Annotated in this window: 13 protein-coding genes; 5 read left to right on the top strand and 8 right to left on the bottom strand. The window is 56.1% G+C overall.

Annotation, left to right across the window (positions count from 1 at the left end):
* Positions 1–134 precede the first annotated feature (134 nt).
* Positions 135–2,021 carry a TolC family protein gene (locus ABD971_RS23860; RefSeq protein WP_345326207.1) on the bottom strand — a complete coding sequence of 629 codons (1,887 nt, stop codon included), beginning with the start codon at positions 2,019–2,021 and terminating at the stop codon, positions 135–137.
* A 255-nt stretch (positions 2,022–2,276) separates the two neighbouring features.
* A complete protein-coding gene (locus tag ABD971_RS23855) occupies positions 2,277–3,509 on the bottom strand; it encodes a glycosyltransferase family 2 protein (RefSeq protein ID WP_345326205.1) in 1,233 nt (410 codons plus the stop codon).
* Between the two features lie 162 nt (positions 3,510–3,671).
* On the opposite strand from ABD971_RS23855, the gene ABD971_RS23850 reads away from it, so the two are divergent.
* Positions 3,672–4,976, top strand: a complete 1,305-nt coding sequence (locus ABD971_RS23850) for a hypothetical protein (protein ID WP_345326203.1) — start codon at positions 3,672–3,674, stop codon at positions 4,974–4,976.
* Here ABD971_RS23850 and ABD971_RS23845 read toward each other — a convergent pair.
* Entirely contained in the window at positions 4,920–12,740 is a 7,821-nt protein-coding gene (locus tag ABD971_RS23845) for a thioester reductase domain-containing protein (RefSeq protein WP_345326201.1), read from the bottom strand. The genes ABD971_RS23850 and ABD971_RS23845 overlap by 57 nt on opposite strands.
* Positions 12,741–12,895: 155 nt before the next feature.
* Between ABD971_RS23845 and ABD971_RS23840 the strand changes: the two genes are divergently transcribed.
* Complete coding sequence (locus ABD971_RS23840) at positions 12,896–14,332, top strand: alginate O-acetyltransferase AlgX-related protein (RefSeq protein WP_345326199.1); 1,437 nt, start codon at positions 12,896–12,898, stop codon at positions 14,330–14,332.
* 430 nt (positions 14,333–14,762) lie between these two features.
* Here the strand turns inward: ABD971_RS23840 and ABD971_RS23835 are convergent, their stop codons facing one another.
* Both ABD971_RS23835 and ABD971_RS23830 read right to left on the bottom strand, forming a co-directional pair.
* Positions 14,763–15,281: a Uma2 family endonuclease gene (locus ABD971_RS23835; RefSeq protein WP_345326197.1), complete on the bottom strand. Its 519-nt coding sequence runs from the start codon at positions 15,279–15,281 to the stop codon at positions 14,763–14,765.
* Between the two features lie 90 nt (positions 15,282–15,371).
* Positions 15,372–16,055, bottom strand: a complete 684-nt coding sequence (locus ABD971_RS23830) for a TetR/AcrR family transcriptional regulator (protein ID WP_345326195.1) — start codon at positions 16,053–16,055, stop codon at positions 15,372–15,374.
* A 181-nt stretch (positions 16,056–16,236) separates the two neighbouring features.
* Here ABD971_RS23830 and ABD971_RS23825 point away from each other — a divergent pair, with 181 nt between their 5' ends.
* Together ABD971_RS23825 and ABD971_RS23820 are read left to right on the top strand one after the other, a co-directional pair.
* Positions 16,237–17,322 carry an NAD(P)-dependent alcohol dehydrogenase gene (locus tag ABD971_RS23825; protein WP_345326193.1) on the top strand — a complete coding sequence of 362 codons (1,086 nt, stop codon included), beginning with the start codon at positions 16,237–16,239 and terminating at the stop codon, positions 17,320–17,322.
* Positions 17,319–17,801, top strand: a complete 483-nt coding sequence (locus tag ABD971_RS23820; RefSeq protein ID WP_345326191.1) for a DUF1569 domain-containing protein — start codon at positions 17,319–17,321, stop codon at positions 17,799–17,801. Before ABD971_RS23825 ends, ABD971_RS23820 begins: the two co-directional genes overlap by 4 nt.
* Positions 17,802–17,951: 150 nt before the next feature.
* Here ABD971_RS23820 and ABD971_RS23815 read toward each other — a convergent pair whose 3' ends face one another.
* The 3 genes from ABD971_RS23815 to ABD971_RS23805 form a co-directional block, all read right to left on the bottom strand.
* The gene (locus ABD971_RS23815; RefSeq protein WP_345326189.1) at positions 17,952–19,184 is read right to left on the bottom strand and encodes a glucuronyl esterase domain-containing protein; all 1,233 of its coding nucleotides are present in this window, start codon (positions 19,182–19,184) and stop codon (positions 17,952–17,954) included.
* 457 nt (positions 19,185–19,641) lie between these two features.
* The gene (locus ABD971_RS23810) at positions 19,642–20,769 is read right to left on the bottom strand and encodes an alpha/beta hydrolase family protein (RefSeq protein ID WP_345326187.1); all 1,128 of its coding nucleotides are present in this window, start codon (positions 20,767–20,769) and stop codon (positions 19,642–19,644) included.
* Between the two features lie 106 nt (positions 20,770–20,875).
* Entirely contained in the window at positions 20,876–21,352 is a 477-nt protein-coding gene (locus tag ABD971_RS23805; protein WP_345326185.1) for a VOC family protein, read from the bottom strand.
* Positions 21,353–21,538: 186 nt separating this feature from the next.
* Between ABD971_RS23805 and ABD971_RS23800 the strand changes: the two genes are divergently transcribed.
* Positions 21,539–22,948 (top strand): M14-type cytosolic carboxypeptidase, encoded by a 1,410-nt coding sequence (locus ABD971_RS23800; protein ID WP_345326183.1) that lies wholly within the window; start codon positions 21,539–21,541, stop codon positions 22,946–22,948.
* Positions 22,949–22,954: the final 6 nt, after the last annotated feature.

Here is a 22,954-nt window from a genome sequence, read left to right as displayed (position 1 = left end):
GGAAGTCGTCAAGACTTTCGTTTTCCAGGATGGTCGAAACTCTTGACGAGTTCCGCTACCTCGGTAAAAGAATCGCACGTCCCCCGCGATCACACGCCAAGATCGCGGAGCGATCCGCGACACCGACGATTGCCCTATCGTGGCGTGATCGATGACTCTGGCAAAGGGGTGGTTGCGGTTCGTAGCTCGGAGTTATCGTTTTTGAAGTCCTCGGGACGGGCAAACACCGAGGGTGAATTTAACGCAAACCGACATTCGTTGATGGTCGGTTCCCCGAACCCAACTCCCATTACGCTCAGCAGCGTGCCGCGTGCGTGGTGGACTTTAATAAACGCCAAGTTGTAGTCGACCAAACTGCGTTGGAATTGCGTTTCGGCTTGCGTCGCACGGACTTGGGCTTCCAGCACCTCTTCCACATGCACGTCGCCTGCGGCATGACGCTCTGATTGGGCATTCAACCGAATCTGTGACGCATCGCGACTTTGCGCCATCGAATTCATTGCACCATAGGCCCGGTCGAGCTCGATGAAGGCAGCACGCAGTTCCGATGTGATATGCCGGCGTTGTTCCTCTGCAATCGCTCGAGCCCGAGACAGTTGCAGGTGTGCACTGTGTACTGCTGCATTCTCGCGTCGGTTCAAGACTGGACGACTGTATTCGATTCCCACTTGCCATCCCTGCAACGCTTCACTGAACAGTGCGGTGTCGGTGGAAGGATCGTCAGCTAAGCGGCGATACTTTCCGATCAAGTCGACCTGAGGACGTTGCAAATTCCGGGCGGCCTTCAGTTCCAGGACGCGTTTATTGATCTCGGACTGCTGCTTGCGAAGTTCGATTCGGTTGGTTTGGGCGAGGGCGTCACTCTCTTGCCAATCGAAACGAAGCGACGCTTCCAGCGGTGGACCGACGGGATGGATCAAGCGATCGTCGGTGGTGGGAAGTGCTAACAGAGTTCGCAACTTTAGCTCGACGTTGTACACGCCCGTTTGGCCTGGAGTAGTGCCGCAGATTGCGTTGCGGACACCGGCTTCGGCAGAATAGTACTGCTGGCGAGCGAGCGCCTCGACGTCCGCCGGGCTGACGTTTTGAGCGACCCGTTGCTGTTCCCGTTCCCACGCTTGTCGGGCGTTGTCCAAGGCCGTTCGTTTGGCCTCGAGGTTTTGATAGGCAAAGAACAACTCCCAGTAAACGATCGCGACATCGCGAACCAATTCGGATACCGATTGTTCGACTTCAAGTCGTGCTTGATTGTGTTCAAGCTTCGAGATCAGCACCCCACGGTACATGCCGGGCTTCGCCATCGGGCCCGCGATTTGGTTGAATTGCGTTCCCGCACCGCGCATCAGGGGGTGACGTGCTTCGGCACCGTAGGCAGCATAAAAGCCGCCGGCGAGATCTTCGTCGTAGCCGCCGACGCCACCCACCGACACCTTCGTTCCCGACCGCAAGATGCGTCCGACTCCCATCTTCGCCAGCGTTTCGGGCTGAGCAAAAACACCAAATTGGCCGCTCGAGAATGCGGAATTAACCGAGCTGCCGCCGCCGTTGTAAACCAAGCCGGTCTCGAATTGAGTGTCGAATGCTGACAAGCTTGCATCGATTCCGAGATTCGGATCGCTTCGTAAGACCGCCGGATCCAGCGTAGTCCGTACGGCATCAGGAAACGTCAAAACGCGACCGCCGCGATCCCGGATCACCTGACTGTTGTCCAGTGCCAACATCACCGCTTCGTCGAGCGTCAGATGCCATGGCGTCAACTGGTCAAACTCATCCGCACTCGGGGGGATTCGCTCGACCACCGATCCCGCGAAGAAATCAGCCTGAGAGGGCAGCACTGACTCTGCAAACGAAACCGTTTGCAGTAGCGATTCACTTGCCGCTTTTGTTGGCGAATCTGCGTCGGCGACAGCCTTTTTATCAAGTTCAGCATTCGCGAAGGGACGAACCGGGGGCGAGCGACAACCCGATACCCATGCGATCGCCAGCGTGATCAGCGTCAATGCCGCTGCGCAACGAGTCAATTGGGGCGGCGGCTGGGCATGCATCGGCGGTGAAGTGGACGGAAAGAAGGTCGTGCGTGGTAGTCAAGCTTTAACTTTCATCGGAATGGTAGTGGCCACATATCACGATCATCGTCGCCACCGGACCGAGTCGCCTAATCGGAAAATTTTAACGAGCCGAAGCAGGGCGTTCATTCTGTGAGCCGTGACGCGTGAGCGGCCGGGTCCACGCATCCCCCGGTTCCTCACGGCTCACCACTGCCATTTACATCTCGCTTAAAGCGACTGGGTTTCCGTAGCGGACTCGCGGTATGGCGAGTAGGTTTCACGCTGAATTTGACGGCCTCGGATTCGATACTCGATTCCTCGCCATGAGATCGTTTTGGTAAAGAAACACTTGATAAAGGTTAGCGGCGAGATGAGTTGAGCGAGCACGATCCAAACGGGCAGCATCATCCACGAGGTTAGCCCAAGCGATGCTGGCATCACTCGGCCGCTCGCGATTTGGCGACTTGCAGCCCACTGGCACAATCCAACGAGCAGTAGATTCGAGAGTTCAAATCCAACAAAGACGATGACCGCCGTGCGGATGGCACCCGCGTCGGATTGGACCATACCGATCGCGGCCAATGCCACAGCAAGAAAGGGGACAATCACCGAGATGATCCCGTAGCCCACCGTCGCTGGCCAGGAAGGATGGTAAAGTTTGGCGGTCAACAATTGACGCGGGATCCACTGCATCAAATCGCCGAACGTGCATGATTCGCGGTTGACCATCATCACGCTTGGCACAAACACTTGCCGGTAACCGTGCCGACGCAGCACGCTAAAGAGCATCGTGTCTTCGCAAAGTGCCGTGGACCATTTTTCCAGCAGTCCTGTTTCGTCAATCACACGACGCCGGATCGCCAAACTGCCTCCCCAAGCGATCCGCAGCAGAATCATGTTGATCGCCGTCGGCACGTTCCACAGATAACGGACGATCGATCCGCCGGTGGCGGTCGGTGGATCGTACCATCGATTGCCAGTCGTCGCCCCGACATCCTCACGCGCCAGTGGAGCGACAAGTTCGGCTAACCAAGTGCGATGCGGGGTGGAATCGGCATCGCACAACGCAATCACCTCGAACGACGGATCAAGCTCTCGTATCGCCTGGACAATGCTGCTGCACTTTAAACTGCAACTCTCGGCCGGATCGTTCAAGACATGGATATGTAATCGCGAGTTGGACTCGAACGCTTGCAAAATCGTCTGCGCTGGATCGGCAAGACTATCGACGACGACGTGCAATTCATAATCCGGATAATCTTGGTCCAAAAGCCGGGCGATACATTGCTCGAGAAACGGATCGGCCCCGCGAAGACACAGCAGGATCGCGGCTTTGGGAGTGTACGCAGGATTCGCCGGGGGCCGTTTGCGGAGCATGATCGCGGCAAACGCCAACGTAAACCCAGTCTGGATCGCCACGATCAGAACAACGGTCCAGCAGATGGCCTCCGTAATCGTCACAGAAAAAGCACACTAGGTTATCGAGGAGGAAGCGGCGAGAAAACGAGATCGAGGACCGTCGTCGGTAACGTGGCTGCTGAGTATACTGCCGGTTTTCGTAGACGTGCAGGTCACCCTTCATCGATGTCAAAGACGTTGCCTTTAACGCCGTTCGAACGATGTATGTTGCTTCAGGATTCTGCGGCCTATCCCTGCCACTGCTTCATTCGGCTGCATTTCCAAGGCCGGCTCGATCGTGAGACCTTTGCTGCGGCATTGAAAAAAACATTGCCGGGGCATCCGCTTCTGCGGGCGACCGTGACATCCGGATGGCGTGACCGCTGGTCCTTTGCCGACGGTGTTCAGCCTGAATTGTTATGGTGCGAAGGCGAAACAGGAGGTCCGCTGCCACAGGCAAAACCGATCGACTTAGGGCGCGAGAGTGGTTTGAAAGTCTATGTCGTCCAAGGGGCGGTGAACGTCGAGGTCACGTTCCAGTTCCATCACGCTTGCTGCGATGGAGCGGGGATGGAACGATTTATTGACGATCTTTTCGTACGCTATGCCCATCTTCGAACCAATGGTGAAATCGCCAGCGATGCGACGACCGTGGATCCCGATCGGGTTGCATCTCGCGGCACCTACGGACTGCGACTTGCCAAGCTGCTTAAACTGTTGCCCGGCCAAATGGTGGGGCTGTTAGGGGCGGCCCAATTTTTGGGACGCCATCCCAAGCCGCTGCTTGATCATCCTGCCCGTGATCGCCAAGCCGAATCGACGGCGGCATTCCCTTCGCTGACAAGTTTTCGGTTTGAAAAATCGCAAACCCTGGCCTTGCGAAATACGGCAAACGAACGAAACGTCACGCTTCATGAGTTGTTAGTTCGTGACTTCTTTTTGGCGTTATGGGATTGGCAGAAAGAACTTGATCAATACCACGACCGACATTGGGTGCGGATGATGATCCCCATGAACATGCGAGACGCATCGTATCGTTCACTGCCCGCGATGAATTGTGTCAGTTCCGTTTTCCTGGATCGTCGTGGCAAGGACAGTGTGGATCGCGATCAACTGCTAAACGGCATTCATGATGAGATGCAAGTCATCAAGCGGTTTCAATTGGAGTTCACGTTTCTGTGGTTCTTGAAACTGCTGCACTGGATTCCGGGTGGATTAAAACGCTCGGTTCAGCAGGACACGTGCCAATTGTCGGTGATCTTTTCCAACACGGGGAAAATGACACGGCGGTGCCCCTTGCCCCGCACCGACGGATGTTTGCAGGTGGCGGATTTAGTGCTTCACGATATGGATGGCCTGGCGCCGCTACGACCCTATAACTGCGTGACGATGCTGACGCTGGAATATGCTCATCGGCTAAAACTAAACCTTCACTACGATGCTCAGTTCGTGACCGCACGGCAGTCGGAAAAGCTAATGGACCTTTTCGTTGCCCGCTTGCATGACAGTATTCAATCGCGGGTTGCGTGATTTCGCATCCGAGCCGCTGTCAATTCGCGGAGCGTCGATCTGTGGAGGATTACCCATTTTTTGCAAGTAATCATGGCATCGAGAGATCAAACGGGCATCCGCCGGCGCACATCGGATGCCGCTTTCTCGCAAGGCGTCGAGAGTCTGTTGACAGTCAAAACGACCATGGATTCTGCGATCATCGGGCGTGGCAAAGCGTGGCATCATGATGTCGGCGAGTATTTTCAAACCCTCGGCCGATGCATCGGCATGCTCGGCTAAGTCAGCCAATCGCTGTCGCCATGTCTCGATGTCGATCCAATCGACGTTGGCACCGCCGTCAAGCATCCACTGCGTCAACGCGTCCGCCGTCATCGGATGCGGGTTGGTCAGATGAAAGGTTTTGCCTTGATTTTGTTTTTGCTGCGCCAGGTACACCATCGCCTTGGAAACAAAGTCCACCGGTGTCGCATCGAGTTCGAAATCGCGAAACGGAGCGGCGCCGACCCACAAACAGGTTTGGACAATTTGATGTAGCAGATCGTCGACGTTGGCAATACCGGTTTCGCTGTGTCCCGTCACATGACCCGGGCGATAGATCGTTACGGGAAACCCACGTCGCCGCGCCTCTTCGATCATCTGTTCGGCGACCCATTTGGTTTGTGAATACCCATACAACACATCCTGGCACGGTGGCAAAGCGTCGGATTCAGCGATCACGCGGCCGCGGTTAGCGTCGGTCGCATGCACCGTGAACGTCGAAACGTAGTGCATCGGTATCGTCTGCCGATGGCACGCCAGACGCAATAATTCACGCGTACCGTCCACGTTGTCCGATTTGAGCGACGGGTAAGGCAGAAGCAAATTCACGTTGGCGCCGTTGTGGTAGATCACATCGATGGATTCGGCCAGTTCATCAAAATTCGCTGCGGAAAGACCAAGTTGCGGCTGAGAAAAGTCGCCGACCAGGACTCGAACCCGATTCTTGAGATCGCTGTGCTGCAGGCGGTATTTAGCAAGATTCTCAGCGATTCGCTGCTTCCCTGCGATTTCGTTTTCAGCACGGACCAAGCACACCACTTGTGACGACGTGGTTTCTAATAATTCGTACAGCAGATGAGCCCCAAGGAATCCCGTGGCTCCGGTTAGTAGCACGCGTCCCGGCGTTTCTGCGTTCACCTCGGTTCCGCAGGGAACGATCGAAGGATCGAGTTGGGCTTCACGTTCGAAGTCGATCGGATCATCGGTCGACGCACTTTGCTCACTTGCGGTTTCGATTGTTGTGTTTGCTTCGGACGCATCGAGGTCCGACATCAATGCTAGGATCGAGTGACTCAGTTCTCGGACGCTCGGTCCGCTGAGAATGCGGTTCATTGGGATTCGTGTTCCCACCGCCGTTTCGATGCGATTGATCAGTTCAACCGCCATCAGCGAATCGATTCCGACTTGCGCCAGCGATGCATCGCGATCGACCTTTGCGGGCTCGATACCGAAGACTCCGGCCACTTGACTTGCCACAAAGTCGCCTAGGATATCGAGTCGCTCATTTGGCGAAACGCTGTGAAGTTGCGACTGCAGGCCTGAGTTCGATGGAGTCGAACGCACGTCGTGCCGGACGCATTCATACATCGGAAGCGTTGCGACGGCATCACTTATCTTGCTAAATTGTTTCCAGTCGACTCGTCCGGCACCGACCACGGCGGTGTCACGAAGAATCATTTCAGCGAACACATCAAGGGCTTCACTAATCCGAAACGCTTTCAGCCCAACGCCATCCAAATACTCGGCGGTCTTGTGGTTGCGGGCGACGAATCCCGCATCAAGCAGGGCGCCCCAGTTCAACGTCAAGGCCGGCAATCCGCTCGCTCGGCGATGGTGGGCCATCGCGTCAAGGAAGCTATTTCCCGCGTTGTAGTTGGCCTGCTTGGTTGCCCCTACTAAGTTTGAAAACGACGAGAAACAGATGAAATGATCCAGCGGAACATCACGTGTGGCAACATGCAGGTTCCATGCCCCGAGCATTTTGGGGTTCAGCACTTTTGCAAAACGTGCTTCGTCCAAATCGGCAATGAAGGCATCGTCCAACACCATGGCTGCATGCACCACGCCTTTGAGTACCGGCGCATCCGTTTGGATTTGCTCGATCACACGCTGGACATCTTCTGCCTTGGTCACATCACCACGAGCATCGTTGATCGTGATTCCCTCGGCACGCAACGATTCAATTTCACTTGCGACATCTTCCTTGGGGCCACTGCGGCTGAGCAACACCAAGTGGCGTGCGCCTTGGCGGACCATCCATTTGGCAATCTCCCATCCGAATCCACCCGCGCCACCGGTGATCAGGTAGCTGGCATCCGAGCGAAGCAGGTGCCCATCCTCGGTACAAGGCCCGATCGATAAAGCCGATGCCGTTGTTGGATTCGAGGGAAACGACAACACATTTTTGCCGATGTGTTGTCCTTGAGCCATGTAGCGAAACGCGTCGACCGCTTCGTCGATCGGGAACACTTTGTGAGGAAGCGGGGTGTAGACGCCCGATTCAAACAGCGACGATAACTCTGTAACGATCGATGCAATACGGCTTGGCCGTTGGGCGATGATCTGAGCCAGGTCGATCATGTGATACGAGATATTGTTCTTGAACGCAGCCAAGCCCACTTTGGAATTCTCGTAGACGTCGATCTTGCCGATCTCTAAGAAACGTCCGAATGGCGCCAGCACCGATAGACTTTTGGGAACAAATTCCCCGGCCAGTGAATTCAGGACCGCATCGACGCCCTCGCCTGCGGTCAGATCCATGATTTGATCCGCAAACTGGACCGTTCGCGAATTCATCACATGACGCACTCCCATCGCGGCGAGCATGTCTCGTTTTTCATCGCTTCCTGCGGTAGCAAAAATCTCGAGTCCCAGGTGCTGAGCCACTTGAATCGCCGCTTGGCCAATCCCGCCTGCAGCTGCATGAATCAAAATCTTTTCACACTGCTGCATGCGAGCAACGTGCTTGATCGCAAAGTGCGTTGTCATAAACACGGTGGGCAGCGTGGCGGCTTGTTCAAACGACAGGTGCGTGGGGTGCTTGAACGCCAATCGGTGATCGACGGTGATGTGGCTGCGAAATGCATACGGAGCGATGCCTGAAACGCAGTCGCCACACTGGATGTCGTTCACATTCGCTCCGGTCGCCACGACGATTCCTGAGAAATCGTCACCAAACCAAAGCAAATCGTCGGTCGTGCCGGGGTACATCCCAAGCGCCTTCATGACGTCTCGGAAATTGATGCCTCCGGCCCTCACTCGAACTTCGATCTCATCGGGACCGGGCGGACGTCGGTGGGTTTCATTCAGCGTCAAATGCTCTAAAACACCCGCCTTGCTCATTTGCAGTTTGAAGGCAGCGGTATCACCGTTTTCAAACACCGCTTTGCTTTGCCGTTGTGGAAATTGGTCCAGCATCACTCGCTGCAGTCGGTTGACAAACCGCTGGTTGTCACGCAGCGCGATTTCGCATTCACGGTTGTCGCTTGTAATCTCGCCAACCAAGTCGTCAATTTCGGAATCACTTGGCTTTGATTCGAGATCAACCAGAGTCCACTGAAATTGGTTTGATTCGTTATTCGCGACGCGGCAAAATCCGGTCAAGGGCGACGCCGCCAGACCCGTCAGCGGGTCGGTTTCATGAACGCTAGTTGCCGAGCGGGTGACGAAATAAACACGAGGATCGGTGGCAAGATCTGTTCCGTCCAGTGCATGAGAAAGCTGCAGTGCACTGAACACCCCTGATTGCTGTTCGGCAAGCAGTTGCTCGTTGTGAACAAGTTTTGCGTTGTGATCGAGCGTCCAGCAGTGAACGATCTTTGTTCGTTTGGAGTCGCCGAGTCCCGTCTCTGCGAATACGCGATTCAATTCGCTAGCGGTTCCGTCAGTTAAGCTGAACTCGTTTTTGCTGGTTCGCTCAAAAGCGGCCCCCCGCCGCAACGAGATTACACGATCCCCTCGCTGCTTGAATTTGGCGGCAACCGATTCACCGATTCCACTCTCGTCGACGAACACCAAAACTATCGAAGGGGCCGGTGACGATCTGTCATCCACCGCTACGTCGCTAGCCAGAGTTCGCGAAAGTTCCTGGGGCTGCCATTCGAATTGGTAAAGATGATCTTTGAAATGGACGCCATTGTGCACCGAGTCGACCCGGGCGACACGAAATCGAGAGATCGACGCGACAGGTTTCCCGCAATCATCGACGACACGGATCGAGTATTCGACCGACGTTCCATCGACACGCGAGCGAATGGCATGGGCCCATAGCTCCGTGGGGATTTCTTGTGTGTATTGCTGAACCCGCCCGATCGACTCGGGCAGATACATGCAATTGTCATGTTCGTTCTGCCCACGATCATTTTGCCCCTCTGCATAGCGCGTCCCATGTGTTGCCTGGAAACAGGCATCCAGCACCGCGGGGTGAATGCAGTACCTCGACGCGCCATCGGCAACTTGATCGGTGACGGTAATCCGTGCGAGAGATTCCTGGTGGATGAGCCAAGGTTCGGTTACCTCCGCATGGCTCCATGCTTCTGCGATCAGCGAAAAGTTCGCTCCAAATCCATAGCCCAAACCATGCAGGTCGCGATACAAGTCATCGTGCATGATTTTGCTTGGCAAACGCTTGCAGATTTCCTGCAGATCAATCGTTTGTGATTCATTAGCCGGCGGCATCGCGACCAAACGGCCTCTCGCATGCAGTTCCCACGCTGCGGTGCCCGTTGTACTGTGAATCCAGAATGATTTGGTTTTTTCGTCAAACACCACCTGGATTTTGGGGATGGCGGTGTCGGATACGAACAACGCACTGATGCACTCGAGGTCTTCGACCACGTAGGAATCGTCGGGGAACCATTCGGCGGCGATCGCCATGCCGATCTCAGCAAACCCAGCCGCCGGAAAGACAATGCCGTTCCAGATTTGATGGTCCGTCAGATAGGGAAACAAGTGAGGATCAAGATGGAATTGCCACGTCGGTTGGGCAACGTTCAGTCGCTCACCGAGAAACGGATGCAGCGGCGGATCGATCCGGTTGGCGGTGTCCCCCTGGTCCAGCCAATACTCTTGGTAGTTCCAAGGGTAAGCGGGCTGAGGGACGAACTTGCCGGAACTTTGGTTCGCCTCGCACCAATCCACATCGACTCCATCGAATGCCAGCTTGGTTAGGTTGGTGGCCAATTCCAGTGCTGCATCGGTGTTGCGAGTCAGCGAGTGAACGATCGTGGCTTGGACCTTTTGATCCGCCAAGCAGGCATCGATGGAACTACGCAGCGACGGATGCGGGCCGATTTCGAGGAAGCGGGTTGCCTCGTTGGTCGCCAATGTCGCAATTGCCGATTCAAATCGCACCGGCTCACGCACGTTGCGCCACCAATAACCGGCGTCCATCTGTGTGCCAGGATATTGCCCGCCGGTGACGGTCGAGACGAAGGGTAGCGTTTCGGGGCGAGGGGCCAAGTCCGCCAATGCTTCTAACAATTCGGATCGGATTGGATCCATTTGGTGCGTATGGAACGCGTAATTCAGTCCTAGCCAGCGGACGAAATGGCCACGCTTCTCTAAGCTTGCCCCAATCGCTTCGAGCGGTTCGATATCGCCACCGATCGTTACGAGTGACGGGCTGTTTTCCGCGGTGATTTGGACACGGTCGGCATCCGCGCCGATGAATTCATTTGCCTCGTTCACAGACACTCCGGCAACCAACATGCCGCCCGCGCCGCCGGTTTCGTTTTGCAGTCGGCTGCGGTGATAGATCAGCCGAACGGCATCGTGCAGCGAATAGATGCCTGCGCACCAAGCCGCCGCCACTTCGCCGACGCTGTGCCCGACCACCGAAGATGGGTGAACGCCCCACGAAGCCCAAAGCCGAACCAACGCAACCTGGATCGCAAAGATTGCCGGCTGTGCCACTCGAGTTTGTTGGATGTTCGACTCGTTCTCAGGAAGCTCGATCTCCCGCAGCAGGGACCAACCGCTGAGTGATTGAAAGAGTTCGTCGATTTCTTGGATCGTTTCGCGCACAATCGGTTCACGCTTGAGCAAACTTTGCCCCATCCCGCACCACTGAGATCCCTGGCCCGTGAAGACGAAAACATTCGCGTTGTGGTTGGTAGCGGCACGGGGTGCGGAGTTGGCCGCGGGGTGAGTTGCCACTATGCCCTCGCCAGCTTCGCTGTTGGCGAGCCACTGAGCGAGACGCTGCCGAAGCTGATTCGGCGTCGCTCCGATCACGGCGAGCCGATGATCATGTTGCTCCTTGCGGGACGCGGCCGAATAGCAAAAGTCAGCCAAGTCACCGTCGATCGTCTCGAGCCGTTGGCGATAACGCTCGGCATACGCTCGCAGTGAAGCCTCATCGCGTGCAGAGATTGGCAGCACAAATGGCCGCTCTGCGCGGCCGTGATCACGGTGCAAGTGCACGCGTTCGGGGGCCGCCTGCAACACGACGTGAGCGTTCGTGCCTCCGAAACCGAACGAATTCACCGCCGCGATCGGCGGTTGGTTGTTGGGTGACCGCAGCGATCGCAATTCGGTAGGAACCTGCAATCGGTAGCGGTCCAGGGGAATGGACTTGTTGGGCGTTTCGTAATTGCGATTCGCTGGGATTTGTTTGCGATCCAGGACCATTGCCGCCTTGACCAGTCCCGCGACGCCGGATGCGCATTCGAGGTGTCCGATGTTGGTCTTGATCGAGCCCATGTAGCAAACGTTGCCATCATCGCGGCCCTGCGACAACACTTGTCCAAGTGCTTCGGCTTCGATCGGGTCGCCCACCGGAGTGCCGGTGCCGTGAGCTTCCATGTACGCGACGTCTTGGGGAGCCACGCCGGCTTCGCGATAGGCCGCGGCTAGCATCTCGCTTTGACCGGCAACGCTGGGCACGGTCATCGAAGAGGTCTGACCATCCTGGTTGACGACGGCGGATCGCAGGACTGCGTAAATTCGGTCGCGTTGCTGGATCGCCTTGCTCAATGGTTTCAGCAGAACCAAGCCTGCCCCTTCGCCTCGCACATAACCGTTGGCGCGTGCGTCAAAGGCATAGCATTCGCCTGACGGAGACAGCATCGAAGCTTTGCTGAACCCAACACTGGTGTTGGGGGTAATCAATGCATTGACGCCGCCCGCGAGTGCGGCGTCGCATTCGCCCGACCATATCGCACGACACGCAATCGCTACGGCGACCAAAGCGGAGGAACAAGCGGTATCGACAGCAAGGCTTGGACCTTTGAAGTCGAACATGTACGAGATGCGATTGGCGGCGATGCTAAGCGTGCCACCGGTATTGGAATGCACATCGAGGTTCGCCAGGTCATCCAGTTGCAGCGTGCCATAATCATGGCTCGCCGCCCCGACAAACACACCGACGGATGTGCCTCGCAATGTGCTTGGCGCGATGCCCGCGTCCTCGCACGCTTCCCAAGCGGTCTCGAGTAGCCAACGTTGTTGCGGGTCCATCCGTATCGCCTCGCGTGGCGAAATCCCCCAAAACGCCGGATCAAATTGCTTCAGTTGGTCGACAAAGCCGCCTCGCCGCGTGACCATATGGCCAATCGCATCGGGATCGCGGTGATGATACCGGTCCACGTGCCATCGGTCGTCCGGGACCTCGCGGATCGCACTGCGTCCGTCAACCAATAATTGCCAAAGCGAGTCGGTGTCTCGCACCCCGCCCGGAAATCGGCAGCCAACGCCGACCAACGCTAAAGGTTCTCGTGGGGTTGGGGGATTCCGTTCAGTCATCGACGAGTATCCAGGCGTTTCAATGAATCATTCAGCAATACACCAAGAGCGACTCTTGAAAGAGTCTGGTTATGCGGCTCTAACCATTTTGGTAATTTTTGCCCTGCGGGTGGTGGCCGGTTAGAACTATAGCACGCGAGGGCTAATCAGATAACGTGACTAGTAGTGCCTTGCTGAGTCGTTTTTATCGATGCCGCTTATGGGGACACCGTCTGTTGTGGGGTAAGGGAATCGTCCTTGATTGGGGCGTGCAGACGCCACCTCCAGAACCCGGTGCCGAGCGTGAAGCGAATTCCGTGACACGCGAGGCGAGCGAATTCCCGGCCGAGCCGTGCATGCATGGAAGGGTGGTACGAGGATGGGTGTTATTGGATCCCGAGCGGCTGCCTTTGGCGGTGGCTCCGCAAGTGGTCGCGTCCCTGACTCCTGATACCGAATTAGTGCATCCGCTGAACGGCCCGCGATCCGACGTGATCGCCGATGTGTTGCAGCAAAATCCAGAGCATCCTTCGCAGCGGTGCTACGGATTTCAATTTGTCGTGGCAAATCATGTGACATCCTTTCCGCTCTCGCTGCGGTTGGGGACGCGGCAAGTCAAGCTTGGCAACGTTCGTTTTGAAGCCGCGGCCAGCGGACCGAATCGGTCGTCCGGCGTGCTGGAGGGAAAATCGGGATGGTTGTTTCTAGGCAACGACACGAACCACAGCATGGATCAGCACCGGGGGACGCTGCAGTTGACCCGTCGCGGACTGCGATCTTGGATTAAGTATGCACGAGGACTACAGCGTTTTGGCAAATCGATCCAAGCTCCCGTCGCCCTGTTGATTGCTCCAGCAAAAGAGAGTGTGCTGGGGCAATACCATCCCCTGGCGGCTGGTAAACAAAATCCGGTGCAGCAGGTTGCTGATGTCCTGCCCCGGCAGTTGCTAGTGCATCCGGTTGCAGCCATGAAAGCATGCGGCGACGATGCGTTTCTAGTCACCGACACCCACTGGAGTGATCAAGGGGCGAAGGTCGGCGCTGTGGAGCTTGCGAAGCGATTGGGGCTGGACTCGCAAGACGTTGTCGATTTGTTTATCGATGATCGTTATCGCAGCGAGCCGATCGTTGGGGATCTCGGCTGCAAAATGAATCCTCCGCGGACATCGCTAACCCAGCGACTCGATTCCTACGACCTTGGTCGACATATCGTTTACGACAACGGATTGCGCAGCTTTGGCCGCATCTTTGTCACGCGTCATTCAGATGCACTGGTGGATCAAACGTGCTTGATTTTCGGATCCTCTTCGAGTTACGCGATGCTAAAGTACGCAAGCCGAATGTTTGGCTGTGTGATCTTGGTTCACACCGCAGGCGGCTTGGATCCCCACTTGATTGCCGCAGTGAAGCCACAGTTTCTGGTTGCACAAACGAACGCCCGTTATGTTGTCCGAGTCCCACGGTTGACTCATAGCGTGCGCGATCAACTGAAGAAAAAAGTCAGCAGGTTAACCGAGGCAGAACGCGCCGAAGTCATCGCAAATCGTGTGTGCACCGACGCATCGTGGCTGGCCAAATCGGCCTTTGCACCCTACGACCAAATCCTCTGGTAGCGAGAAAACGCCAAGCGTTTCGGCCGGTCGAGTTCGGTGTTACGCTCTCCCGATCGTCAGCTTAGGAGAGGCGGCAGTTGACGAGTTACCTCTCCCGAGCGCCAGCTGGGGAGAGGTCGGATGGGCCCTTTAGGCCTCATCCGGGTGAGGGCACTGTAGCGGAGTTGCACGTTGCCAAGAGCTTCGGCTTGCTCGGTCGGCCCTCACCCGAGCATCGCTGAAGGCTCTGCTCGACCTCTCCCAAACTGCGTTTGGGAGAGGTGGCAGTTGACAAGTTACCTCTCCCGATCGCCAGCTGGGGAGAGGTCGGATGGGCCCTTTAGGCCTCATCTGGGTGAGGGCGCTGCAGCGGAGGTGCACGTTGCCAAAAAACTTCGGCTTGCTCGGTCGCAAGTCTTGGTATCGGTCGCGACCGGGGAATCACCCAACTCTACTGGAACAGTTTTTGGCAATCCAATTCGATTTCGCATTGGTCGTCCAAACGCAGTGTTAACGGCTGCGCTGCGTCGACTGCCACTTCGTCATTTCCGGTGACGTGCAGGATGGATCGATCACTCGGGTCGAGGATCAAGTAATGCGGGACGTCGTTCTCCAGGCAAAGCGTTCGCTTGACCGTCAAGTCTCGCTCGCGAGTGGACTCGGACAGCACTTCCACCATCACCACGGGGGATCGCTCTAGATGTCGCTCGGGTTGCTCGCCGCAAACCACCATCAAATCGAGACGGATCACCGTGTGGTTGTCCACAATCCAATCGAGGTTGGTGTAAACCTCGCAAGAACAATGGCGAAGTTTGAGCTGAGAAAGAATCTCGAAAGACAATCGCGATACCACTCGCTCGTGTGGTCCGAACGGTGACGGGCTCGTCGAAACCGCGACACCGTCAATCAGCTCCCAATCCCCTTCCCAGCGGTTGTAGTCGTCGAGCGTGTAGCGTGGTGCAGTGCTCAAGCGATGGTCTCCATGGAATAACCGAGTGACTGGGCTCATTCTAACAGCCGATGCGTCTAGCGCACATGCAATTCGGCCGGCTTCAGACGGTTATTGCCTGCGCTGCAACCGCTCTAATCCATCGAGGATCAAGTCCAGGCCGAACTGCAATTCGTGCAAACCATCGTGGTGACCCGAGATCACTTCTTGCGACATCCCGTTCAGATACGGGTATTCTTCGACAGGAATCTGTGGAAGGTAAGCTTTGGCTACTTCGGCATACTCGTCGGGCTGGAACGGAAAATTCAGCTTCTGCAGTGTGAATCCGTAAACGTAACTGTCGATCGCGTTCCAGGCATGGTCGGCCATCGCGTAAGAGAAACCCGCCTCGACAAGGCATCCGATCGTGGCGTCCACGTAACGCAGCATCGCAGGACCGACATTCGGACGTGACACGATCAGCATCGTCGCCCAAGGGTGACGCATTAGAACGGTGTGGGCCGAGACGGCACGACGCCGCATTGATCTTTTCCAGTCGCCATCGAGTACCGGAAGTTCGATTTCGCCAGCGACGATGTCGACGATTCCGTCGAGAATCGCATCCTTGCTAGACACGTGGTTGTACAGCGACATCGCTTCGACACCGAGCAATTCCCCGAGTTTTCGCATCGAAAGCGACTCGATCCCATGCTGGTTGGCAAACTGAATCGCGGTTTGCAGCACGGTCTCTTTGCTCAGCGAAACCTTGCGTTTCTTGCCCGCTTTTTCGCGATTCGCCTTGGATTTCTTTGCCATAAATGCCTTTTTGCCTCCTCCGTCGAGGCACTGGATCAGAAAGGGCGACAAACGCGAGCGTTATCTCCTCTCAAAAAAGTTGCCGGTTGCCTCAGCTTACGGTGTAAGTATAACATGGAATTGCCGAAACTTACAGTGTAAGTGTTCATGGCCCTTTGGTTCTGTTCGACGTGGAGATGAGATGAATGCAGCCCCGATTGAGTTGGCGGCCACCGCCGCTGACAAAAACAACGGTGAAAACACAGCAAGCGGTGGCGTCGCCCATCGTCTGTCCCTGCCGCAGAAGACCATGAAAGCAATTATTCAAGACCGTTACGGAAGCCCAGACGACCTCGAGTTGCGAGAGATCGCTACACCGGTACCTGCAAAAGGTGAAGTGTTGGTGCGAGTGCACGCGGCTGCCATTCACGTCGGAGACGGTTTTGGGGTCCGCGGCACCCCGCTGTTAATGCGGGTGGAAACCGGGTGGCTGAAGCCAAAGTACGGTGTTCCGGGATACGATTGTGCGGGCCGCGTCGAAGCGGTTGGCGAGGGGGTTACACGCTTCCGGATCGGTGACGAGGTGTTTGGCGCGTGCAGCGGTGCGTGTGCCGAGTTTGTTTGCACCGGCGAAGACAAGCTTGCGCTAAAGCCAAAGGAGATCACGTTTGAGCAAGCAGCGGCCGTTCCCACGTCCGGCCTAGCCGCGCTGCATGCGCTTCGTGATGTAGCCAAGATTCAATCGGGGCAAAAGATCTTGATCATCGGAGCATCGGGAGGTGTCGGAACGTTTGCGGTGCAGATCGCAAAATCGTTTGGCGCCGAAGTCACGGGCGTCTGCAGCACCACCAATGTCGATCAAGTCCACTCGATCGGGGCTGATCATGTCATCGATTACACCCGAGAAGATTTTGCTGATGGAGGTCCGCGTTACGATTTGATTTTTGACAACGTCGAGAATCGCTCGCTATCGGATTGTCGGCGTGCATTGAAGCCGACCGGCACGTTAATTTTGAACAGCGGCGCTGGGGCGAGTGGGGTCGCCTTTTTATCACGTCTGCTGAAACCATTATTGATATCGCCGTTGGTGAGTCAGCGGTTGTGCCGTTATCTGTCGACACCCAACGCGGCAGATCTAAATGTGTTGGCGGAGATGTTAACGTCGGCGGCGGTCACTCCGGTCATCGGCCGAACCTACCCGCTTGCCGAGACAGCGGATGCGATCCGTTATGTCGAAACGGGGCACGCAAAAGGAAAAACGGTCATCCGGGTTGGAGACGGAAGATGAGGAAGAACGCAATCGCCAGCGACCTGCGAGTATTGCAGTTTGCAAATCTCGATGCCGCAAGCGAAGAAACGCAGTCGCTGTTGCAATCGGGATACGATCGCTGTGGCAATTGGTCATTGGCCCAGATTTGTCGCCATCTGCGGTTGGTTCAAGATCCCAGCATTGATGGCTATCCACGATGGATGTCACTGTTTGCATTCATGCGGCCGGTGATGCGACGCACGCTATTGCCCCGATTGATGCAAGGCAATTCGCCGACCGGAATTCCCACTTCGCCTATCTTCGTTCCGCCGGCGGAACTTGACGATGCCGACGAGGTTTTGTTGTTTCTTCGCAGCGTGGAACGCTTCAAGTCTCACCAAGGCAATTACGCAGCCCATCCTGGGTTTGGCCGCATGGACCGCGACGCACTTGAAACGCTCCATGCGGCGCACGCAGCGCATCATCTCCGCTTCTTAATACCTCGTCCACGATCGTAGTGGACGAGGCAACGAGTCCCTCGCAGCTGTCCGTAGTGGACGAGGCAACGAGTCCCTCGCAGCTAAACGTAGCAGTCGAGGTAACGAGTCCCTCGCCAGATGACGACCATAATGGACTCGTAGTCTTGTCCACTACACTCGTCTCACCGCCTACTGTCCCTTCATCAAGTGCCGCTTGGCAAACTTGATGTACTGAGTCCAATCAAACTCGGTTACCGAGTGTCCGCCCGAGCGGATGTGGTAACCGATACTGCCTTGGCTCGGTTCATCCACCGCTGGCATTTCATCGGCTGGCAGCCCTTCGCGGCCAAGGAGTTCGTAAACCGGGGTGGCGTGTTTCGCCGCAAGAAATTCGCCTCGCGGATCAGCCCAGGTGTCCTCCACCGCACTCGCAACGTACACCGGACGCGGCGCCATCAGCGCGATCAGCATGTGTTGGTCAAAGGGCAGTTGCGACTCGTTGTCGTTGTATTTGAGGAAATTGTCGCAGAACCAGTGCGGGAACGAGGTATTGATACGTGTCAGCGATTCGCCGATCCGGCGGCGTGAGATCGCGGCGCCACCGCAGCCCGAATTATTCGAGATCACCAACGCAAAACGCTCATCATTCGCGCCGGCCCACAGCGACGTCTTGCCCAATCGCGAGTGTCCCATCACGGCCACGCGGGTCTCGTCGATCTCGGGGGCCGTGCCAAGGAAATCGAGCACGCGGCTCAGCCCCCATGCCCAGGTTGCGATCGATCCCCATTGGTCCGCAGCCGGTTTGTCGGGGAACGCGGCATGGACGCCGTTTTCAAAGCCATCGTCCACATCCGGATCGACATCGCCGTAATAAAGCGTCACCAGGGCAAATCCATTGTCGATGATTTTTTCGACCGCCCAACGAGATGCGGCACTGCCACGATCTTCGTCGACAGCCCGGTTATCCGGTTTGTTGCGAACCCAATTTTTCGTTAGCGGAATATCAGCATCATCCAGCACGGTGTGATTGCCATGAAAGTTATAGGCCAAGAAAGCAGGAGCATTCGGCGAGTCGGCTGGCATCAGCACCAGCAAGTTCAGATCGCGACCGGCAAGCGTGATGACCGGTTGCCACATCGTCGCCTTGCCGCCGAGCACTTGTTTACGCGTACCGGCATCCTTCACTGAGATTGCATTAAATTTGTCGGTCGGGACTTTGCCGAACATCTCCGTTGCGAACTGTTCAAGGATCTGTTTGCGGCGAGCGGGCCACTGCGCCGCCGACTCAATTCCCGCCAGTGGATTCGGCAACGTGTAAGCCGGAATTTTTGACTCGTCGTAATTGGGTTTGGCATCTTGTGCGGCGGCGAAAGAGACGATGCTCATCGCGAGAGCGACAATCAGACTGCTGAGAATTCGCATGTTGTTTCTACTTGTCTTTCAAAAGTGGTGTTGGTTCTTGATCGTAGAGCAGGTAGCCAGGAGTATTCCGGCAACTGACCCGTGATGCGTGAGAGTGTGTCCGGCTCAGGAAACTTTGTTATTCACGGCGCCCGCGTAGGCTTCATCATCCTAACCCGACGCGTAAGTTTTGAAGTTGCGAGTTTATATGTTCTTCGGGCCAAAGGCCCAGCAGTTTGCCTAGCCTGGCCCAACGGGCCAGGTTTTCTTGGTCCCAGCCCGTTGGGCTGGGCTAGGTAAACGTCCGGGGCTTTGCCCCTAAATACAAAATCGCAACTTCAAAACTCACGCTTCGGGTTAGTTTTTTTAAGCCGGACGCTCTCTAAGACGCCTGATTTCTCCCCATTATTCATGCCTGGCTATTTAAGTGTTCGTGGCCCCGAAGAATCAAGGCAAAAGTTTAATCGAAACTCGCCTCTTACTCGTGGTTGCTCAGAGCAGTTTCCAAAAACCGATAGGCAGCTTCCCGCATCTCGTCGGGGAAGTCGTGACCACAATCAGGGTGACGCACCTGCAGCCGATCGGTTTTCTCAAACAGTTGATAAACGGGACGGGCTGCTGCGACAATTCGATCGACGCTGTCGGCACGGAAATTACTGTCGTCGGTAGGAGCAACAATCAACACAGGTCGTGGGGCGAGTGCGGCAATCATTTCATGGAAGTCAAACGGGATCTCTTCCAGCCGTCCTCGGTAGTCTCGTAATCGTGGCATATAACGTGTTTGGGTCCATCCCTGTTCTGGCAGCCATTTCGCCGGGTCACCCTCAAAATAATCCACGTAGGAATCAAGTCCACAGCTGGAAACGACTGCCTTGATCCGTGGATCAAACAGAGCCGTATAGACCGCATTGTGTCCGCCGAGCGAATGACCGATCGCACCGACCGGTTGATCATCGACGAAGGGAAGTGATTGCAGCAGGTCGATCCCACGAAGATTGTCCCAGACCGCCTTAAGCGTCCCACTTTTCCAACCACCAGCCTGCAAGTCGGGCTGGTAATTCGCTAACAGTGGATAGCTGGGCGACAGCGTGACGAAGCCGCGTTCGGCAAGTTCCATCGCATACTGACGATTCGCTTTTCCGCCCAGTCCCACAACGACGCCGTAGCCAATCTGGGCGTCGGTCGGGTGTAAACAGAGCACCGCCGGTCCCTTAGTGTCGCCATGCAACAACGTTTTGGGAATACATAGATAAGCTGGCGTCTCGCCGTGTGGTTCGCTTTGGTAAGTGATTTGGCGTCGCAGATACAACCCACAATCGACTTCCTCGATGACCCGGTATGACGGAGCTTCGCGTGGTGCATCTTCGACGGGCAGCGTCCCCATCACGCTTTGCATGGCCGCGATGATTTCGTCTCGCCGCCGCTGCCACTGGTCGATCGACTTGACCGGTCGAACGGTTCCGTTGTCATCGTGGTACTGCAGCAGCACATCGCGTGGCAGCGATCGGCGGACCGCCTCAACTTGGATGCCGTTATCGTCAGCCGCGGTCGCCACACTGGCAAGCATCAACAGTACACAGCCGACGCAGTAGTTCACTCGTTTCATGGGTCGCTAGCTCATTCAATACAAGTCATTTGCACCGGACTTTCGCAGCATCCGTGTCAGTGGGGACTCATCGTAATCGATCTCGACCATGGATGTTGGGCACGAGTCAGCCGGAGCATGAATCTCCCTCTTCGGATGTTTCAAACATCGCAGTAAATCGTCTTTGCATCTCTTCGCTAGAAACCTGTTCGATCGCCGACCCGAGTAGCCACTCATGACCAAATGGGTCGAGTACTTTGGCTGCTCGCTCGCCGTAAGACTGGTCCTTCGGTGCCATGACAAGTTTTGCGCCGGCATCGACTGCACGCTGAGTCATCGCGTCGACATCCGTGACGTGCAAATGGATCGAGGACCCTGATCCGCCAAACGCCTCGGGGCCTTGGATGCCGTATTCAGGATACTCGTCCGATATCATCACGGTGTAAGAACCAAATTTGAGTTGAGCATGGCCAATGCGTCCGCTCGGCTCGGCGAGCCGAAATTCTTCGGTTGCACCAAAGACACTTTGGTAGAATTCGATGGCTGCGTTGGCGTTTCGCACTCGCAAGTACGGGAAAACGTCGATGATTTTATTGGTTGTCATGAATGGGCTCGCCGTTGGGGAAGGGGCTCCACTGCGATGGTCATAGCAAGGTATAGTGGAACCTGTCTCTGCCTGCCGAGCAAGCGAGAAAGCAAGTTCGTGTATTCTATAGACCGCCGCGTGGCGACCGGCACACGTCCACTGGTGACCGCACTTCGCTTCTGGTGCTTACCCCCAACCTGCAATATGAAAACGAGAATCCTTACTGCTCCGAAGAAGGTGGGCGCAATTCGTGTCGGGGATCGCTGCTTGATCCAGCGTTCCGATCGCAGATCGCTTAGCGACGATCCGTCCGTTATTGTTCCGGCGTTACTAAACGCGTCATTGGCAAACTGCTTGTTGATGACTCGATGGATCATCGCCGCCTTGGTGATAATCGGGATGACCATGCAAGCGAGCCATTGCATTGCTGTAGAACCATTGACGGTCGTTTCCGATTTTGAAGGCGCGTCGGTTGGCGATATCGAGATCGACCAAGCGGCACGGAGCATCAATTTTATGCCCGGCGGCGATCCCGAGCGGGGGTGGCCTTGTTGGTGGTACTTTCGCATCGATGGAATCCAACCAGACGAGACGATCACGTTGCGGCTGCATGGATCAACGGCAACCGTTGGGAAGCAGAAGCCGTTGTCGGCTTCTTGGGCGATGCCCGCTCGCGCGACTCACTCGATCGATGGCGAAACTTGGCTGCACACAGACAAGGGGCAACGCGATGGCCAGCGGATGATTTACACGCTAAAGCCAGATGCCGCGTCGGTTTATGTTGCTTGGGGGCCGCCCTACACTCCGATCACGGCCAATGCATTCGTACGCTTGATCGCTGAAAAGTCACCGCATGCCGAAGCCGCCGAGTTATGTCGTTCGCGAGAAGGTCGCGGCGTACCAATGTTGTATGTGCGAGAAGGAGAACTCGAAACGCAAAAGCGATTTGGGGTTTGGGTCCAGGCTCGCCAGCATGCTTGGGAAAGTGGTTCGAGTTGGGTGGCACAGGGCTTTGGCGAATGGTTGATCAGCGACGACGCAAATGCGACTTGGTTGCGGCAGCATGCTGAGATTTTTCTGATCCCAATCATGGATGTGGACAACACCGCAACGGGCAATGGCGGCAAGAACGCGGTGCCCCATGACCACAATCGCGACTGGTCTCCGCAGCCTCATTGGAACGAGATTATGGCGGCTCAGCGAAAGATCGGCGATCTCGTCGGGGAAGGTCGCATGGATGTCTTTTTGGATCTCCACAATCCTGGTCCGGGCGACGCGAGTTTCTTTTATGTGCTTCCGCGAGACATGCTGTCCGAGCCGATGCTTAGCTTGCGTGACCGTTTTATCGACTTGGCCTACGCGAGGATCAGCAAGATGAAGCCGTTGATTCCGATGAGCAACAAACCGAAAGTGACGGGGGCGAACTATCATCCGCTCTGGCGACAGATTAGTTCCAACTGGGTTAGCATGAATGGAAATCCGCATACGGTTAGTTTGTGCTTAGAGACGGTTTGGAATTCTCCTAACAGCACGACTGAGGGCTACCGAGCGGTCGGGGCAAACCTTGCTGCCGCCGTCCAAGAATATCTCGCCGAGCGTCCTGCGAAACCGTAAACCGGA

It is taken from the genome of Novipirellula rosea (assembly GCF_039541335.1).
Classification (GTDB): Bacteria; Planctomycetota; Planctomycetia; order Pirellulales; family Pirellulaceae; genus Novipirellula; species Novipirellula rosea.
This window is presented reverse-complemented; position numbering and strand designations above follow the sequence as displayed.

Excerpts from the sequence above, each read along its gene's own strand:
- ABD971_RS23850 (WP_345326203.1), top strand. The coding sequence starts at position 3,672 with ATGTTGCTTCAGGATTCTGCGGCCTATCCCTGCCACTGCTTCATTCGG.
- ABD971_RS23845 (WP_345326201.1), bottom strand. The coding sequence starts at position 12,740 with ATGACTGAACGGAATCCCCCAACCCCACGAGAACCTTTAGCGTTGGTC.
- ABD971_RS23830 (WP_345326195.1), bottom strand. The coding sequence starts at position 16,055 with ATGGCAAAGAAATCCAAGGCGAATCGCGAAAAAGCGGGCAAGAAACGC.
- ABD971_RS23825 (WP_345326193.1), top strand. The coding sequence starts at position 16,237 with ATGAATGCAGCCCCGATTGAGTTGGCGGCCACCGCCGCTGACAAAAAC.
- ABD971_RS23820 (WP_345326191.1), top strand. The coding sequence starts at position 17,319 with ATGAGGAAGAACGCAATCGCCAGCGACCTGCGAGTATTGCAGTTTGCA.
- ABD971_RS23815 (WP_345326189.1), bottom strand. The coding sequence starts at position 19,184 with ATGCGAATTCTCAGCAGTCTGATTGTCGCTCTCGCGATGAGCATCGTC.
- ABD971_RS23810 (WP_345326187.1), bottom strand. The coding sequence starts at position 20,769 with ATGAAACGAGTGAACTACTGCGTCGGCTGTGTACTGTTGATGCTTGCC.
- ABD971_RS23805 (WP_345326185.1), bottom strand. The coding sequence starts at position 21,352 with ATGACAACCAATAAAATCATCGACGTTTTCCCGTACTTGCGAGTGCGA.
- ABD971_RS23800 (WP_345326183.1), top strand. The coding sequence starts at position 21,539 with ATGAAAACGAGAATCCTTACTGCTCCGAAGAAGGTGGGCGCAATTCGT.